A 17,240-nucleotide genomic window follows, 5' to 3' on the forward strand; every position below is an offset into this window, starting at 1 on the left:
TTTTTACAAAAAATTATACAACAGCAGAGATTAAAATCATGATTGAAAAACTCTTGGCTACTAGCATAGAAAACTTAGAGCAGTTTGGTACAGCTATTGAAGATTTAATCAACAAACATTCTGATGTTTTTAAGCAAGATTTAACAGAAATTCATAAAAACTATCGGGATTTTCGTGAAGCTTATGAAGAAGCCTTAGAGAGATTAAAAAATCCTAGACTGTCTATTACTATGATTGGTACAACTTCATCTGGTAAATCTACGCTTTTAAATGGCTTAATCGCTCACCAAATTTCGCCTATTGAAAGCCAAGAGAAAAGTGCAGGAATATTAAAAGTGGAGCATTCCGAAACACGCAAGCTAGTAATTAAAGGTAGAGATGGAAAAGTCAAAGAAGAACATGAAAACTTGAATAATAAGGAAATCTATGACAAAATTTCCACAATAATGGACAATTACAACTCCCGTAAAGTTAGGGATCTACCAAACTTGACTGTCTTTCTCCCAATTTTGCCTGTTTGCGATTCTAGCCTGTTAGGCTTACCGCCATCAATGAGAGTTGAATTTATTGACTTACCAGGGATAAATACTGTTTTAGACAGGAACAACCTCAACACAATTCAGAAAAACATTAAAAAATCCTTTAGTATTGTTGTTATTAACTATAACTATGTAAATAAGGATGACACAAAAGCTTTATTTAAAGAGATAGAAGAAACAATAAAATCTTTTAAAATTGATACTAGGTTAATGATTTTTATCTTAAATAAATGTGACTTACACAACAAATATGATTTGCCATTACCAGAAAGAATCAATGTGATTCAAAAATCAATCCAAGAGCAATTAAAATTATCCACCGCACCAGAAATTTTACCTTTCTCATCTCAAAGTCTACAATATGCACAGTGTGCTTGGGGTCCAGCAAGCCTTAAAGATAAATCACCAGTAGATCAATCTACACGCTTCATCCAAGTAGAAGGAATGATGAATGATTGTTTTGGCTATTTTGAGAATAAAATCGGTCAAATAGAAGATGAGAATACATATAATAAGTTAAAAGAAACATTTCGTAGCTTAAAAGATAATATAGACAGGGCAAAAAGACATAATAAAGATATAATTATCTCAGACGAATTAATGAGCGAGATTCTGAAATATGTTCAGGAATGGACTGGAGCAAAAGAATTATGGAATTGTTTGCGTACTCGTTTTGAAGACTTTTTAGAAGAAGTTATTTTGATTCCCACGCTGACTCCAGTTATTATAAACTATAATGCTTTGGAAGAAAGTATAAAAAGCTTAGAAGATACTACTAAAAATAAAACTCAAAAGGAAATTGAAAAAAAGCGGAAAGAAAATCTTAGTAATCAGGAAAAATTGTCTAGAAAGATTAATGATATTACTCAAGAAACAAGATCTCGTATACGTAATATACAACAAACCCTACAAACAAATAATACTAGTGATGAAAGGCGCAATAGTTTAGCACTGGATTTAAACAATAAAGGTATGTCAGGTTTCTTGAACCTTTTTAATATTGTAGATAATATTAAACAGGACTTGCTTATCTCACTTGTTATACCTGTACGAGACGCATTGAGAAATAATTTACCTGCTGATGATTTAGAAAAAGACCTAAAAAAATGTATTAGTCCTGATAATTTGAAAAGAGTTATTGAGTCCTATAAGTTAGTAGTAACAAAAATTACCCAACTTAACCTTGATAGTTCTCGTGAATATTTAACGATGAAAGTACGTGCAAATGATAATACACAAATCAAAAAATATGAAGATATAGAGCGTAGTGTTCGTAAGCTATATATAGTAATGCGAAATTCTATTCAAGCTAGATGTAGCTTCCTGTTACAAACCGAAGTACAAGAACTTGAAGAAGCTGTCAACAGTTTAGTCAACGATCAAAACAAAGAAATTTATGGTTTTTGTATTTCTAGTGAAAAATCTGAAAACCTAAACTTCTATAACACAATTACCACTTATTTTGAGAAGAAACAAATTGGTACTCCTATACAGCCACCTGAAGAACTATTTGAGATGAATATCTCAATTGATGAGAAAACAATAAAAGAAGAAGAAGTCGTCGGACAAACTAAGAAAACTACTCAAAAAGGTAGTTGCTTTAAAAAAACAGATACAGAAATCGTTGATCAAAGGGGTGATGTTGAATATACAGTTTTCTCTATCCCGAATCCAGATACAATGGGTAAACAATGGTCACAAGGAATTGATAAAGCAGAACCTATGCTATGGAATATTATTTTTAATTGGCTTACTCAATGCTTAGATAATTCTGTGGAAAACTTTAGTAATTCAGCAACAGATGTTCTTAACTATACAAATAAATTACTTGATGATCAAATGCAAATTCTGGAACAAAACTTGCTTGACTTACATAAAAAACAGTGGGAAGAGATTAGAACTCAACAAACATTGGCTAAGACGATATTAGAAAAATTACAGTATACTAAAAACAGGTGATTAATAGACTTTTGCTCAGGTAAAAATCTTTGTATATCAATACTCTTAGTAAAGTGATTTTAAAAGTTATGAATAGCATTCAAATCTATATCTTACAGAATACTACAAATCCCCCTTATGCTTATACAGACTATCCATCTTTTATTCTATTGATTATTGCTATTGCAATAATAATAACTGTCATAACTTTCTTCTTTAAATCTAAGCCTACCGAAAACGACCCGCCGAATACAAAAAATAATATTTTGTTTCTAACTATAAATCAAACAAACCAAAATCTTATTCATGATTTAAAAACAAATCATCAAATTACAAGCAATAATTACCAAGAATTATTTTCTGCTACAAGAAGCCTTTGCTTCCTAGATTCAGATTCTGATCTTTATCATCAAATTAATAACTGGTTTACTGAAATTCTGCAAAAACCTGAAAGTCCAGAAGGTAATGAATTTGACTTGGATATTTATATAGTGAAAATCGTTTTAGATCATAATTATCCTAAATTTCAATTTGAAGCAACCTTTTTAGAAAAAATAGATTATTTTAAACGAATACCTGAAAATTCACAAGAGGTTCTTATCTCTCCTCGCTTATCTCCTCAAGATTATCAAAGTCAAAGCAAACATTTTTACAGAAAATAATACAACTTAAAAATAGAGGTTAAGAAAATAATGTCCAATATTTTAACAGATGAAGAATTAGAACTATCTCTCATACTTGCCAAAATTTCTAGTTTAACTTACTCTCAAGAGTTTATTTCGGAAAACATAGAAAATCATACTGGAGTTGAGAATGGTAAAGTATTCTATCTCCAAAATGATAATAAATGGGGTATATTAGTTTTTTTAGCAACTTATAGTAAGTACAGCATTATATCTTTTAAAGGAACAGACACTATCAATGATTGGAAAACAAATCTTCAGTTTTTTCAAAGAGAAAATGGCTCAGAAGGTAATGTTCACAATGGCTTTTACCAGGCAGTTAACAAAAATTGGGAACAATTATTAAAAGAAATACAAAAGCATCAAGACAAGTTTAATAATAAACAAAATAAAGAAATATTATTAACTGGGCATAGTCTTGGTGGCGCATTAGCTATTATTACAGCTTCTAGGCTCAATTCTCTTGCTGAGTTTACTGGAAAGATTAAAGGGGTATATACCTACGGTGCTCCCCGTGTTGGTAATAAGGACTTTAAACAGCAATATAAACCGAAACATTACCGCTTTGAATATGGTAATGATCCTGTACCATCTGCACCTTCACTTGGATTTGAGCATACTGGAGACAAGTATTATCTACCAAAAAACGAGCTAACAATTCAGAAAAATTCTCAATGTACTAAAGCTTATCAACTTCATATTAACGTATTAGGAGGAATATTTAAAATAGGTCTGGCAACTATTTTACCATCAACCGGGAACTCCATAAAACATATATCTAAATTATTTGATGATGTGAGGGGATATATTAATGATCATGATATTGAAAGATATATTGAGCATCTTCAAAACTACAAATATTTCTTACAACTTATTACAGGTTTAGAAAATGGCTCACTCAAACGGTATGGAAATTTAATTCAAGACATTACAACTAAAAAAATCGTTTGCTACTTACTAGAATCAAAAATATTTCCTATACAAGATGGATTAGTCTATGTAAATGAAAGATTCAATGAATTCCAACAAGATTTGACTAATTTGCGAGGAAAAATTGATCTTCTTTATGAAGATCAATTACTTAAAGAGGTATCAAAATTAAAAGCGGCGATTGAGACTCGATGTGATTTTCCTACAACACCTGCGCCTCAGACTTTACAACCTGTATCTGAGGTAAGACACTTTTTCTCAAAAAAAATACATGAGATTACTCCTAGTATAAAAGATATACTAACTGCTCATACACTCTTTAAAGCATGGGCAATTGCAACAGCAGTACGAGGGTATATACTATTAGAAATAGGTAAGATTCCAAAGGCAGTTTCAGTTACCCAAGAAGAGATTAACAACTTCAGAGATACTGTAACTAAGTGGGTTGATACATTTCTATATGATAAGCAATGTCCATACATATCTACAGCCTATCGTTTTACTGCTCCTATCTTTGGTATAGAACGCGAACGAGTTGATAGAATTGCTTATATATCATCGCAAGATAGATCATTATCTCAAAATGAAATAGAAGATAAAATTATTGATGTAGAAGTCGAAGTAACAATGGATTACTTTTCCAAAAAATACGATGAAAAATGGATACAAGAACAAATAGAAATAGTTGGGTATCTTGATAATTGGAGTGAATTATTAGCTAGATTAGAAGGCTTACTTGCTTTTGCACAACTATGTCAAGATAAGGAAGTCAATAGCAGTCGTGATATTCTTCCAGGTGATGATGCTACACCAGGTTTATATCTTATAGAGATGTAAACGTAAATATGTAGAGCTAACGCTCATGTACGACAATTATATTGCCGTGCTACCATGCCAACATACTTATACTTTGGTGAAGACGAATTCTCTCTAACTCGCACCATCAAACAACTAAAAACCCACACTCTAGATCAACAGTGGGCAAACTTTAACTATACAGAATACCCCCCAGAATCTCAAGAAACCATTGCTCAAGCATTATCCGATATCATGACACCACCAGTTGGGAGTGGAGGAAGATTAGTACACCAACAGCACATTACTGGGAGTTTGTTCAAAAGAAATATTGTTGCAGTTGGAGTCCATTCTCCCCAAAATTCCCTCAACAAACACACTCCTTATCACCAACACTCACAAACCTGACGCGAGAAATAAATCAGTCAAACTACTACTGGAGTACGCACAGGTAAAAGAATTTCCTCTCATTCCCCAATGGCAAACCCAAGCATTAATACAGCAAGCTCGGACTTTAGCTGACGAAATAGGTGTAACACTCACCACCGATGCCTACACAGTATTGATTGATTACACAGGCAATCATACACGACTGATATTCACCGAACTAGAAAAGCTCAAAACTTATGCTTTGGGTAAAACAGTCAATGGGGATATGGTGAAAGAATTAGTGTCAGAAAGTGCTGCTAATAGCTTACAACTAGCCAACGCCATTCGCTTGGGTAACATTGCTCAAGCATTAGAATTTGTTGATCGCTTAATTAACTGTAACGAACCAGCTTTAAAAATTACCGCTACCCTGACTACTACCTTTCGCACTTGGCTAACAGTCAAACAGATGAAAATATTGATTTCACCTGGTAAATGCTTGGATACTTTAACTTTAAGCTGCCTCTAAAAAATCTCGCTGTAACGGATTTTCTGGGAAAAATACAGCAGGTGAAATTTTAAAAAATTCCGCAAGTTTTTGGATATGTTCAACAGTTAATTTACGTTTACCATTAAGTACATCAGAAACAATTGATTCGGTTTTAAAAATAGGAACTAAATCTTTCTGTTTGAGATTTAATTCTGTAATCAGAACTTTGAGCAGGTCTACTCCATAAATATCAGGAACTAAATCTTGTTGTTGCTCATATTCATGGATTAAAATTCCCAATAGATCCAAATAATCTTCTTCCGCTTCGGTTAATTCTCCTTTATCAAGAAGTTTATCAACAACTACTTGAGTTTTTTCTAAATCTTCTTCAGATTTTATGGTACGAGGAGGAAAAGACGTAATTAATTCTACGTAGCTAGTGTTTTGATTTAGCATTTCATGTTGATGGGATTATTTGGTTAATTAAACTAGGATTAATAAACATTTATCCTGGTTTTCAATAATGGCGTTTTATTTCAGTTTAACTATCAAAACATTCGTCATTTTTCCAGTTATCTTTACTATATTCTGCATGAGTAAGAAACTCACGAATATATATAGCTTTTTTCTTATAATTGATACAGGTTATTAATCTGTATTTGTTTCCTCCAATATCAAAAATGACGAAATTTTTAACTTGGTCAGGTGCAAAAGGTACAGTAGTTTTAACATCTGCAAAACTATTCCATTCTTGCAATTTCACAAGTTTTATCCAGGTTTGTATACTTGCCTGAGCGTCGGGGTGCTTTTCACAAGCCTTCTTGAGCCTGGTTTCGGTAACGATTCGCATAATCAGGTTTTCCTCGTATACAAATAAAAATGTTTTTCATTATCATTTCTCCTAATTTCATGTTTAGTAACTAAAAGCCTTACTTAACTAATAGGAAGAAGTCAGGCTTTAGTATTTGGATGGAATAATCTTAGCAAATTGCGAAGTAAATTGCAAATACCTGATTCAACAGATGATTATCACCGGGTGTCAAAAGTAGCCAAATAACGTAGTAAAGCGGCGTTAAGCACACTTTTCAGTTATTTTTTCACTTTTGCATCTCCTCTGTAGTCGCGGCTTTCAGCGTATGGGACTAGTCGCTGCCAAATAGACGACAATGCGATCGCCTTTTGAAATTCTCAATCACCCAAATGTTATAGTTGTTTAACTTAAAAATGAGACAAAAAGTGATAAGTTCTGTAGATAACGTAAGTTGCTAGTTAGGGAAAATGTCAGAATCAGGATAACCAGGATTTAAGGATTAACAGGATAATAACAGAATTTTAATTAGCAATTACCCATTACCCATTACCCATTACCAGCCTTAACAAATAACTAGCAACTTGAGTTAGATAATGATTTTAGGATAACCAAGGCAGTCCAATTGTTTGGAAGATTAAATTTCCGTGGTTATTGTTTAGCTTAATGTCTCAATCTAAAGTTAAATGACTATATACAGTTTGCTGTTGGTTCTCCAGGGGAAGCGATCGCTCTATTTAGAGGATGTTTGAAAAGTTTTTAATGTATAAATAAACCCCTCTCCAAACCTCTCCCCGCATCGGGGAGAGGCTTTGAAACCCCCATTCCCTTGTAGGGAAGGGGGGAAGGGGGGTTAGGTTTCTAGAGATTATCGGTTTCATCTAATACTTTTCAAACAACCTCTTAGGGCTTGCTGAATAAACATAAAAAGATTACAGGTAAAGGGTCTTAGCCTGCTGGAAGTTAAAAAAGTGCAAGCTTTTACGGGGTGGAAACTTAAAAACCTTGCATTTAAGTTTGATGCCAAGGAAAAATCGCTCCCATCCAACTCTTGAAACTGTTCCCTGCGATGCACTGAGCTTGTCGAAGTGTTCCCTGTTAAGAGTTCCCTACCTTCACGGAAAGACTTTTTCAGCAACCCCTATTTAATATTTCTATTTTTTTAACAACGCTCATTCTCCCACTAATATATGCAACTATCTGTATAGTATTTATGTGTAAGAGTAGTTACTTAAATAGTTATAAATAATTTTGTTTATGCTGTCAGTTATCAGTTATCAGTTATCAGTTATCAGTTGATAACGACTAATAACTAATAACTAATGACTAATAACTAACGACTAATAACTAATGACTATAGTCCTGGCAGTTCCAGTCCACTGGTTAAATCTTCCATGCGTTCCCGCATAGTCGCAGTAGACTTGTTGTAGGCATCTTTCATTGCCGCTGTCACGAGATCGGAAAGTAGCTCTGAACCTTGTGCTATTGCTTCTGGGGAAATTTCTACTCTTCTGGGTTCTTGGTTGCCACTAACAATTACTTTAACCAGTCCACCACCAGATTCTCCTAGAATTTCCATTTGCTCTAATTCTTCTTGGAGACGCTTTGCACCTTCTTGAACCTGCTGTGCTTTTTTAAAAGCGTCCGCAAGTTCTTTCATTTTTCCTAAGCCAAAACCAAATCCCTGTCCTTTTCCTGCTGTCATAGTTAATTTTCCCAGTAATTTTCCAATCGTACTTTGAATAACAAATCAAACTCAATTATAAATGGGGTAGGTAATGGGTGACTGGGGACTGGTGACTGGGTAATCAATTTTATTCCCAATCACCAATCACCAACCTATCCACAAACTGCTTGAAACTCGCCAATCATTTTAACTTCTGGTTCTAACCAAATGGACCAACGTTCTTGTACTTCACGTTGAATATGATTAATGAGACAGAAAATATCGCTGGCTTTAGCTCCACCACGATTAACGATAAAATTAGCATGAAGCTGTGCTACTTGCGCTCCACCGATTTGATAGCCTTTTAAACCAGCTTGTTCAATTAACCATCCAGCAGTGTAAGGCTTAGGATTGCGGAAAACACTGCCACAACTGGGAAAATTATAAGGTTGGGTAGAAAGGCGATGTTGTTTATGTTGTTTGGTTGTAGCTATAACTTGTGCTGGATCTGCACCGGGTTGGAGTTGCAAGGTTGCTTGAGTAACTATCCGTTTTCCCCCTTGCAATAATGAAGTCCGATATTTGTAACCTAATTCCGCTGGGGTGAGAGTTTCTATTGTACCATCGGGAGAAAGCAATTCTGCACTCACTAACATATCTGCAATACAGCTATTATGCGCCCCTGCATTCATAACAACTGCACCACCAACAGTTCCTGGAATACCCACAGCCCACTCTAAACCTTGCCATCCCAATTCTGCTGCTTCCCATGCCAAACTCGGAATAGATTCTCCGGCCGCAACTGTTAATCGACCTGTTTCTGGGTCAAAATGCTTGAAACGGAAATGACGAGTAGCAATAACTAAGCCCGGTATACCTTGATCACTGACCAATAAATTAGAACCTGCTCCCAGGATTGTTATTGGTAAATCTTGTTCTTTTGCGTACTCAATACTTGCTTGTAATGCTTCTAAGTTGCGTGGAGCAACGTACCATTGGGCTGCTCCGCCCACCCTATAAGAAGTAAATGCTGATAAAGAAGCCTGGGTTTTAATTACACAGTCAGTACCGGGTAAGTAAATTACTTCACTAGCGACAGAATTAATTGTTTGCTGTTTATTTGTAGTCAAAGCAGAAATCTTACAGACGTTTCCAGCAGCCTGGGAAGTTATCATCGTTGCTTTAGTTGGTGATTTTTATTACTGTTTTACCGTAATATTCCGGTAGTAAGATTAACTAATGAAACTATTGCTAGATAAGAAATTCGCAAAATCAACAAAACCTAGCAGTGTGCTTCGCTTAGGATGTAGCCTGAACTGGTTCACGAAGTGTAGCAATGACTTCAGGAATCGCTTGATTCAAATTACCAGCACCTAAAAATAATGCCAAGTCGCCAGAACGCAGGTTTGACAATAAAAACTCGCACACAGAGGATAAAGTTGGTTGATAAATAACCTGCTGATGCTGCTTCCCTATTTCTGCTGCTAATTGTTCACCATTAATCTGTCCTAAATCGGGTTCTCCGGCACTGTAAATATCAGTCAGGACTACTAAATCAGCATGGGTAAAGGATTCGGAAAATTCTTCTAAGAAGGTAAGTGTACGACTGTAGCGATGAGGCTGGAAGATGGCGACTACCCTTTGTCCTGGTCTAGCTTGGAGTCTTGCTGCGGCCAAAGTAGCACGAATTTCGCTAGGGTGATGGGCATAGTCATCTATAAAAGTAATACCAGCCGCTTCTCCTCGGAACTCAAAACGCCGTCTTGCCCCTTCAAAGGTAGCAATACCTTTAGCAATTTCCCCAAATTCTAAACCGAGAGCGCGTCCTACTGCTACTGCGGCTAGAGCATTGCTGAGATTATGCCGACTCAAAAGTTGTAGATTTAATACACCCAAGGCTTTACCTTTTTCCCACACCAAAGCTGTTGTACCATCAGCACGATAATCAATGTTGGTAACAGTATAGTCAGCGCCGATATCTGGATGTAGACTATAGCTGATGTTTGGGTTAAGGCGATCGCGCACTGTGTCACAATCAATGCTACCTACTAAAATTTGGCAGCCCTCGGCAAATTTTTGGAAAGTCTCCACTACTTCGTCTAATGTTTCGTAGTGGTCAGGATGATCGAGTTCAATATTGGTAATTATCCCGATAGCTGGGGCGTGTTTCACCAGAGAACCGTCAGATTCATCTGCTTCAGCCACTAGATACTTGCTTTCCCCTAATCTAGCATTCCCTTCCCAAGCATTGACTTCTCCACCGACTAAAATAGTCGGGTCAAGACCAGCTTGCAATAGCATATAACCAATCATGCTACTGGTTGTAGTTTTGCCGTGAGTTCCTGCTACAGCAATGCTATAGTAATCAGCAATTAAGGCTGCTAGGACATCGGAACGGTGTAAAATAGGACAACCTAATTCTATGGCAGCTTTATATTCCAAATTACTGGTATTAATAGCTGTTGAACAAATTACTTGAGGTAAGTTAGACTTATCAACAGGCAATTTTGCTGGTGAATTTAATACTATTCCATCAGCCGATTCTTGAGGACGAAAGAACTCCAGATTGCTGGCTTCTTGTCTACTAAAAATGTGAGCGCCCAGGGATTCTAACTTGCGTGTAATCTGATTAGGTCGCAGATCAGAACCTGATACTGGTAATTGCCGTTTTGTCAACACATAAGCTATAGCCGACATTCCTATACCGCCAATACCAATGAAATGAAATGGTCTACCGCTAAAATCTATCTGACTATTCATCTTTTGTTCCTCTTACACCACACCACAAAATCTTTAGAAATGACAACAAATGACACGCGTATCATAACAGGATTTGGATTTTTACAGATACTGCTCCTGTAGGATTTTCATATCTGAATAAAGGGTTAATTTTTTACTTTGTTTTTGCTTGTTCAGAAAGATATTACCCTGACGAGAGAGTTTCTCTATTTCTGATATCTTTTTATGATTATTCTGAAAACTGGGGTAACATCGGGAAAAAAATTCTGTCATGTTAAATACATATCTTTGATTGCTTTACTAGAAGTGGCTACGGAAGTCCTTGAGTTACAAACCTAATTTGACACTATATCCAGCCAGCAGGTGAATTGACTACAATAGTACATTGGCAGGGAAAAGATTATTCAACTAGTTGCAGTAGGAAATTTTAGGAGGCAGGAGGTAGGAAGTAAGAGACAAAACTTTACCAGTGTGCTTTACTTTACCTGAATATTCCCGCACATCAAATGCAGAAACTAGCAATTTTTGGAGGTACATTTGACCCAGTTCACTGGGGACACCTACTCGTAGCCAAAACGGCTTTGACGCAATTACATCTGGAACAAATAATTTGGATACCTTCAAAAAATCCTCCTCATAAACAAGCCGCACTGTTTGAACATCGAGTAGCAATGCTGGATATAGCTACTAAAAATAACCCAGCTTTTACACTCTCACTGATTGAGAGAGAATGTTCTGGGACTTCATACTCTATTAACACCCTGATTGATTTATCTGCTTTTTACCCAAATACTCATTGGTACTGGATTATCGGTTTGGATGCTTTCCAAACTTTACCTCGTTGGTATCGTGGATATGAACTAGCACAAATGTGTGATTGGTTAATTGCCCCCCGACTGGTAGGTGGTGAGACAATAGCTCAAAGTGAGTTAATATGCAACCAAGTAGAAAAAAAATTTAGAGAAAAATCATATACAATTAATTGGCAATTACTACATACACCTTTAATAAGAGTTTCGTCAAGTATCATCCGTGAACTTTGTCGGCAAGGGTGTTCAATTGATTATTTAGTACCGAAATCAGTCGGCTTGTACATCGCCACTCACAATCTTTACACTAATAATTCTGAATAAATTCTGTATTTTTTTTTGGATCTAACATTTTATAGTTATAAATACTCCTCCCCTTTGCGATATGATTGGGGTCTAGAACAGAATCAAAACATTTACTCAAATTTACTCATTGACCGAAAAAATCTAGACTTCAACACTCAAAGGTGTGATAATTACCCTGTTTTTAGGTAATAACCAAGCCTAAAGCACTTGCACAGTAGGGTGAGCTTTTTATATAGCAGTTACACCCAATCTTAACCCTTAGGCTGCGCTCAGGGTTAAAACCGAGGGAAGTCGAGGTTTTAAAGCCTGTGGACTGGGTAGTGCCGACACTTCCAGAATGAAGCAGGAAGTAAACAAAGCTCATGAGTAATTTTGAGTAGGTTTTATATAACGGTCAACGATATCAATTTATAGGCATAAATACAGAGGGCAAGACACTGTGATTAGAGTTGCAATCAACGGTTTCGGGCGCATTGGACGGAACTTCGCACGCTGCTGGATAGGTAGAGAGAATAGCCCAGTTGAACTTGTGGGTATCAATGACACTTCCGATCCTAGAACCAATGCTCACCTGCTCAGATATGACTCGATGCTGGGAAGGTTACAAAATGCGGATATTACTGCTGATGACAATTCCATTACTGTCAACGGTAAGACCATTAAATGCGTATCTGATCGCAACCCAGATAACTTGCCCTGGAAAGAATGGGAAATTGATCTGATTATTGAATCCACTGGTGTGTTTACCAGTAAGGAAGGGGCAATGCGCCACGTTAATGCTGGTGCTAAAAAGGTGCTGATTACTGCTCCTGGTAAAAACGAAGATGGTACTTTTGTGATGGGTGTGAATCATGAAGATTATGATCACAACGTACATCACATTATCAGTAACGCCAGTTGTACTACTAACTGTTTAGCTCCTATTGCTAAGGTGTTGCATGAAAAATTTGGCATCATCAAAGGCACAATGACTACTACTCACAGCTACACAGGAGATCAGCGCATTTTAGATGCTTCTCACCGGGATTTGCGTCGCGCTAGAGCAGCTGGTATTAACATTGTTCCCACTTCTACTGGTGCTGCTAAAGCAGTAGCTCTGGTACTCCCAGCTTTAAAAGGTAAGCTGAATGGTACAGCTTTGCGTGTACCCACCCCTAATGTTTCAATGGTGGATTTTGTAGTTCAGGTTGAAAAACCCACTATTACAGAAGAAGTTAACCAAGTCCTCAAAGATGCTTCTGAAACCTATCTCAAAGGCATTTTAGGTTATAGTGAACTTCCTCTAGTATCTTCTGATTATCAAGGTACTAATGAATCTTCCATTGTTGATGCTAACTTAACTTTAGTCATGGGTAATGACATGGTTAAAGTAATGGCTTGGTATGACAATGAGTGGGGTTATAGCCAACGAGTTTTAGACTTGGCTGAGTTAGTAGCCAATAAATGGGCATAATTTAGGTGACAGGTGACAGTAAGAAGGCAAAAGGCAAAAGGCAAAAGGCAAGAGTTTATTCTTTCCAATTACCAATTACCAATTACCAATCACCTAACTAAAATGCTTAAATCCTTGACTAAGTGTTAAAACTTGGTCGGGGATTTTTGCATTTTCATGTTTTAAGATCACTTCTGTTCCTGGTATAATCTCGCCGATAATGGCTGCACCTGTTCCCAGTTTTTGCACTAATGCTGATGCAGCTTGTGGTGGTAAACAAAGGACTAATTCAAAATCTTCGCCACCATATAGGGCATAATTGAGCGATCGCTCTTGACTTAACCACTGATGAAAAACTAATGGTAGGGGAATTTTACTTGCTTCTAAAATAGCGCCTACTTTACTAGCACGGCAAATTTGTAATACTGCATCGGCTAAACCGTCGCTGCTGTCCATCCCAGCAATTTTAGATTTTAGATTTTGGATTTTGGATTGAGATTCTATAATCTCCCACAATAGGGGTATGACATCTAAACGTGGGTTGGGGCGCTGGTGTGCGGTGATTAAAGCGGCTTTGTCTTGAGTTTTGAGGTTTTGACCTATTTCGGGATTTAAGAGCAGTTCTAAGCCCCCACGGGATGCTCCATGAATGCCTGTGACGACTATGGCATCACCTATTTGAGCAGTGGAACGACGGATAATAAAATCAGGGTTGGCTTGACCAAAGGCGGTGATTGATAAAGTGGTAATGGGCGATCGCACTATATCACCACCAACTATGGGTACATCGTATTTTTGTAAACATTCACTCATTCCCTGATACAGTCTTTCTACCCATTCAACGCTTAAATCTCCTGGTAAACCCAGTCCAACGGTGATACCCACAGGAAAAGCACCCATAGCGGCTAAATCTGATAAATTAGCAGCAGCCGCACGCCAACCAGCATCCTCTGGGGTAGTGGTGACATCACTAAAATGCACACCATCAACTAACATATCTGTAGTTACTACCAAAGATTGCTCTGATTCTGTCACCAAAACTGCCGCATCATCACCTATCACATCTGAAGGACAGAAGCGTTGTAATCTCGCTAAAAGACCTTGTTCGCCAATATCTCGTACTCGCAAATGTTCTGCTGGTAAATTAGACATCATTCGATTTTGGATTTACGATTTTGGATTTTGGATTAACTCCACCCTAAAGTGTAGAAGCTCGAAAATTTTGGATTTGGGATTGACGTTAGCGAAGCGTAAGCAGCGCAGCGAGTATTTTTCCGTCCTGAAGGATAGGGTTCTATACCAAATTTTTTAATCTAAAATCTAAAATCTAAAATCTAAAATCTAAAATCTAAAATCTAAAATCTAAAATCTAAAATCTAAAATTTTCGGTTCTTCCCCTGTTCCCTGTTCCCTGTTCCCTGTTCCCACTGAAAAAAATGCGAACTATTGCGGAAATTAATGAAAAAATCAACCAAAAACGCGCCGTAGTTTGGACGGTTGAAGAACTAAAAAAACGAGTAGCGGAAATCGGTATCACCAAAGCTGCTAAAGCAGTTGATGTGATTACCACTGGCACTTTTGAACCAATGGAATCCAGCGGTGCAATTATTAATTTAGGACATACTGACCCACCGATCAAAATTCGCCGCTGTTGGTTAGATGGTGTACCAGCATATTCTGGTTTTGGCGCAGTAGATTTATACTTGGGTGCTAGTTGTGCTGTGGAAACGATGGATGGTGAAGAACAGCGGGAACGTGGGGGAGGTCATGTAATTGAAGATTTAATAGCTGGTAAACCCGTACAAGTCAGGGCTTTAGGACAAGTTACCGACTGTTACCCCAGAGCAACTTTTGAAACCACTATCACCAGTGAAACTATTAACCAGTTTTATTTATTTAATCCGCGCAATCTTTATCAAAATTTTATTATTGGGGTAAATGGAGGCGATCGCCCACTGCATACCTATCTAGGACCTTTGCAACCCCGTTTAGGTAATGCAGTTTACTCCAACCCTGGGGCAATTTCGCCCTTATTCAATGATCCCGATTTACAACTTGTGGGAATTGGCACAAAAATCTTTTTAGGCGGTGGAATAGGTTATGTAGCGTGGGAAGGTACACAGCACTTCCCCTTACAAAAGCGGTTAGCTAATCGAACACCCATTGGACCATCAGCCACTTTAGCCTTAATTGGTGATGCCAAACAAATGGATGCGCGGTGGGTGCGGGGTTGTTACTTCAAAAGTTATGGACCGTCTTTAATGTTGGGTGTAGGTGTGCCACTTCCGGTTTTAAATGAATCTGTCATTGAACGTTGTGCAGTCCAAGATAAAGATTTAGTAGCGCCAATAGTAGACTTTTCTATTCCCCGTCGTGTTCGTCCTACCTTTGGTTTAGTCAGTTACGCTCAACTAAAATCGGGCAGAATTTCCATAGAGGGTAAAGCGGTGCGAGTTGCTCCTTTAGCCAGTATGTTTCTCTCACGACAAGTAGCCGTAGAGTTGAAACAATGGATAGAAGCTGGCACATTTACCCTCACAGAACCAGTTGCTCCCATTCCTATGGAACGAGCTTTTCTACCCCAGGATCGTTGGGCAGACTTTTAATGGTGATTGGTGATTGGTGATTGGTGATTGGGAAACATCAAATTGATTACCCAGTCCCCAGTCCCCAGTTCCCAGTCCCCAGTCCCCAGTCTCCAGTCCCCAGTCCCTATTCTTGGGGTTTCGGCTTTTTCACTGGCTTAGGAGCGGGGGTTTTTGGTACAGGTTTAGACACCGCAGAGGATTCACCACCTATTTTCTTGACAGGACGTGGAGTTTCTCCATTGCGTCTGGGGGGAAATGGTTTTCTGCCGCCACCAGCACGGGGTCCACCTTTGAATGGTGGTTTGCGTTTTTTGGGTAAATCAGCGATCGCTTCAGCAGTTTCTACTATCAATACATCAGCTTCGCGCTTGACTTTGAAATCCCAAAACTTGCCCACAGCCTTGGTAGCCAGCACACCCCGCAGTTTCAACTTAAAATATTTGGGTTTATCGGTTGGTTTCCGTGGAGCTTGCTTGATTTTAACTACCAAACTCTGAGCGTCAAAAGATTGGTAAACTACCTCACCACGCACAGAAAATTCTCCATCAGGAATTTCTGATGAAGCTTTTACGGGCTGGGAAATTTCTTCTTTAGCAGCAGTTTGGCGAGTAGATTTCTTGGCCGCACCATTTTCGGGTCTCTCTAAAGCTTGTGAACCCGATTTTTTGCCATCCTCATCTGGGGAATTTTTAGCCAGATTTTCTGGTTCCCAAACTCCAACAATTTGGATGTGTAGTGAGTCATTTTCTTGTCTGGTGCGGGGATAAACTACCCAGAGATGTTGTTTTTCTAAGTCCAGGTGATTTTTCACTAAACTCATAATCCGCCCTAAAAGGACGGCATTTAGCTCCACACCATCAGATGTGATCAGTGTTCCTTGGGTAAACTGTTCACTGCTGGGAGAGTAGCGCCCCCGGACTAAACCAATGGCTCGGTACTGCAATGGTTCGCTTGGAGGTGGGATCGGTTGTTGGCGATGAGCCAAATTCCCATTAATATCACTCTCGTGAGGTTTAACAGGTGAACTATCCGGTTTTGATGACTTAGCTGTTAAGTCAATTTTAGCTGGAGCCTGGTTAGAGGCTGTAGAATTGGAAGATTCAGGAGACGGCATCAGGTCGGAATTCATAAAAACTCCTTGCGGCGGA

Annotated in this window: 15 protein-coding genes; 8 read left to right on the forward strand and 7 right to left on the reverse strand. The window is 37.9% G+C overall.

The genetic code is table 11. The features are described from left to right. Positions 1-38 precede the first annotated feature (38 nt). The 5 genes from K2F26_RS13590 (at position 39) to holA (ending at position 5,783) form a co-directional block, all read left to right on the forward strand. Positions 39-2,498, forward strand: coding sequence for a dynamin family protein (locus K2F26_RS13590; RefSeq protein WP_220608255.1), 2,460 nt, complete (start codon positions 39-41; stop codon positions 2,496-2,498). Positions 2,499-2,566: 68 nt separating this feature from the next. After that, complete coding sequence (locus K2F26_RS13595; protein WP_220608256.1) at positions 2,567-3,139, forward strand: hypothetical protein; 573 nt, start codon at positions 2,567-2,569, stop codon at positions 3,137-3,139. Between the two features lie 30 nt (positions 3,140-3,169). Further along, the gene (locus tag K2F26_RS13600) at positions 3,170-4,927 is read left to right on the forward strand and encodes a lipase family protein (protein WP_220608257.1); all 1,758 of its coding nucleotides are present in this window, start codon (positions 3,170-3,172) and stop codon (positions 4,925-4,927) included. Between the two features lie 54 nt (positions 4,928-4,981). Then, the gene (locus K2F26_RS25065; protein ID WP_251073310.1) at positions 4,982-5,293 is read left to right on the forward strand and encodes a hypothetical protein; all 312 of its coding nucleotides are present in this window, start codon (positions 4,982-4,984) and stop codon (positions 5,291-5,293) included. Further along, positions 5,226-5,783 carry a DNA polymerase III subunit delta gene (gene holA / locus K2F26_RS13605; protein WP_251073311.1) on the forward strand — a complete coding sequence of 186 codons (558 nt, stop codon included), beginning with the start codon at positions 5,226-5,228 and terminating at the stop codon, positions 5,781-5,783. Before K2F26_RS25065 ends, holA begins: the two co-directional genes overlap by 68 nt. Here the strand turns inward: holA and K2F26_RS13610 are convergent. The 5 genes from K2F26_RS13610 to murC form a co-directional block, all read right to left on the reverse strand. Continuing rightward, on the reverse strand, positions 5,769-6,200 hold the full coding sequence (locus K2F26_RS13610) for a helix-turn-helix domain-containing protein (protein ID WP_220608258.1): 432 nt from the start codon (positions 6,198-6,200) through the stop codon (positions 5,769-5,771). The genes holA and K2F26_RS13610 overlap by 15 nt on opposite strands. 85 nt (positions 6,201-6,285) lie before the next feature. Next, positions 6,286-6,594: a type II toxin-antitoxin system HigB family toxin gene (locus tag K2F26_RS13615; protein WP_220608259.1), complete on the reverse strand. Its 309-nt coding sequence runs from the start codon at positions 6,592-6,594 to the stop codon at positions 6,286-6,288. 1,312 nt (positions 6,595-7,906) lie between these two features. Continuing rightward, on the reverse strand, positions 7,907-8,257 hold the full coding sequence (locus K2F26_RS13620) for a YbaB/EbfC family nucleoid-associated protein (protein ID WP_220608260.1): 351 nt from the start codon (positions 8,255-8,257) through the stop codon (positions 7,907-7,909). 134 nt (positions 8,258-8,391) lie between these two features. After that, complete coding sequence (murB, locus tag K2F26_RS13625) at positions 8,392-9,393, reverse strand: UDP-N-acetylmuramate dehydrogenase (protein WP_220608261.1); 1,002 nt, start codon at positions 9,391-9,393, stop codon at positions 8,392-8,394. A gap of 124 nt (positions 9,394-9,517) precedes the next feature. Continuing rightward, positions 9,518-10,978 (reverse strand): UDP-N-acetylmuramate--L-alanine ligase, encoded by a 1,461-nt coding sequence (gene murC / locus K2F26_RS13630; protein ID WP_220608262.1) that lies wholly within the window; start codon positions 10,976-10,978, stop codon positions 9,518-9,520. 485 nt (positions 10,979-11,463) lie between these two features. Here murC and nadD point away from each other — a divergent pair, with 485 nt between their 5' ends. Further along, positions 11,464-12,090 carry a nicotinate (nicotinamide) nucleotide adenylyltransferase gene (gene nadD / locus K2F26_RS13635; RefSeq protein ID WP_220608263.1) on the forward strand — a complete coding sequence of 209 codons (627 nt, stop codon included), beginning with the start codon at positions 11,464-11,466 and terminating at the stop codon, positions 12,088-12,090. 421 nt (positions 12,091-12,511) lie between these two features. Beyond that, on the forward strand, positions 12,512-13,525 hold the full coding sequence (locus K2F26_RS13640; protein ID WP_220608264.1) for a type I glyceraldehyde-3-phosphate dehydrogenase: 1,014 nt from the start codon (positions 12,512-12,514) through the stop codon (positions 13,523-13,525). A gap of 93 nt (positions 13,526-13,618) precedes the next feature. Here the strand turns inward: K2F26_RS13640 and thiL are convergent, their stop codons facing one another. Further along, positions 13,619-14,656: a thiamine-phosphate kinase gene (thiL, locus tag K2F26_RS13645; RefSeq protein ID WP_220611877.1), complete on the reverse strand. Its 1,038-nt coding sequence runs from the start codon at positions 14,654-14,656 to the stop codon at positions 13,619-13,621. Positions 14,657-14,940: 284 nt separating this feature from the next. Here thiL and K2F26_RS13650 point away from each other — a divergent pair, with 284 nt between their 5' ends. After that, complete coding sequence (locus K2F26_RS13650) at positions 14,941-16,110, forward strand: homocysteine biosynthesis protein (RefSeq protein WP_220608265.1); 1,170 nt, start codon at positions 14,941-14,943, stop codon at positions 16,108-16,110. A gap of 106 nt (positions 16,111-16,216) precedes the next feature. Here K2F26_RS13650 and patR read toward each other — a convergent pair whose 3' ends face one another. Beyond that, positions 16,217-17,221, reverse strand: coding sequence for a heterocyst master regulator PatR (patR, locus tag K2F26_RS13655; protein ID WP_220608266.1), 1,005 nt, complete (start codon positions 17,219-17,221; stop codon positions 16,217-16,219). Positions 17,222-17,240 lie beyond the last annotated feature (19 nt).

This window comes from Sphaerospermopsis torques-reginae ITEP-024, from assembly GCF_019598945.1.
GTDB lineage: Bacteria > Cyanobacteriota > Cyanobacteriia > Cyanobacteriales > Nostocaceae > Sphaerospermopsis.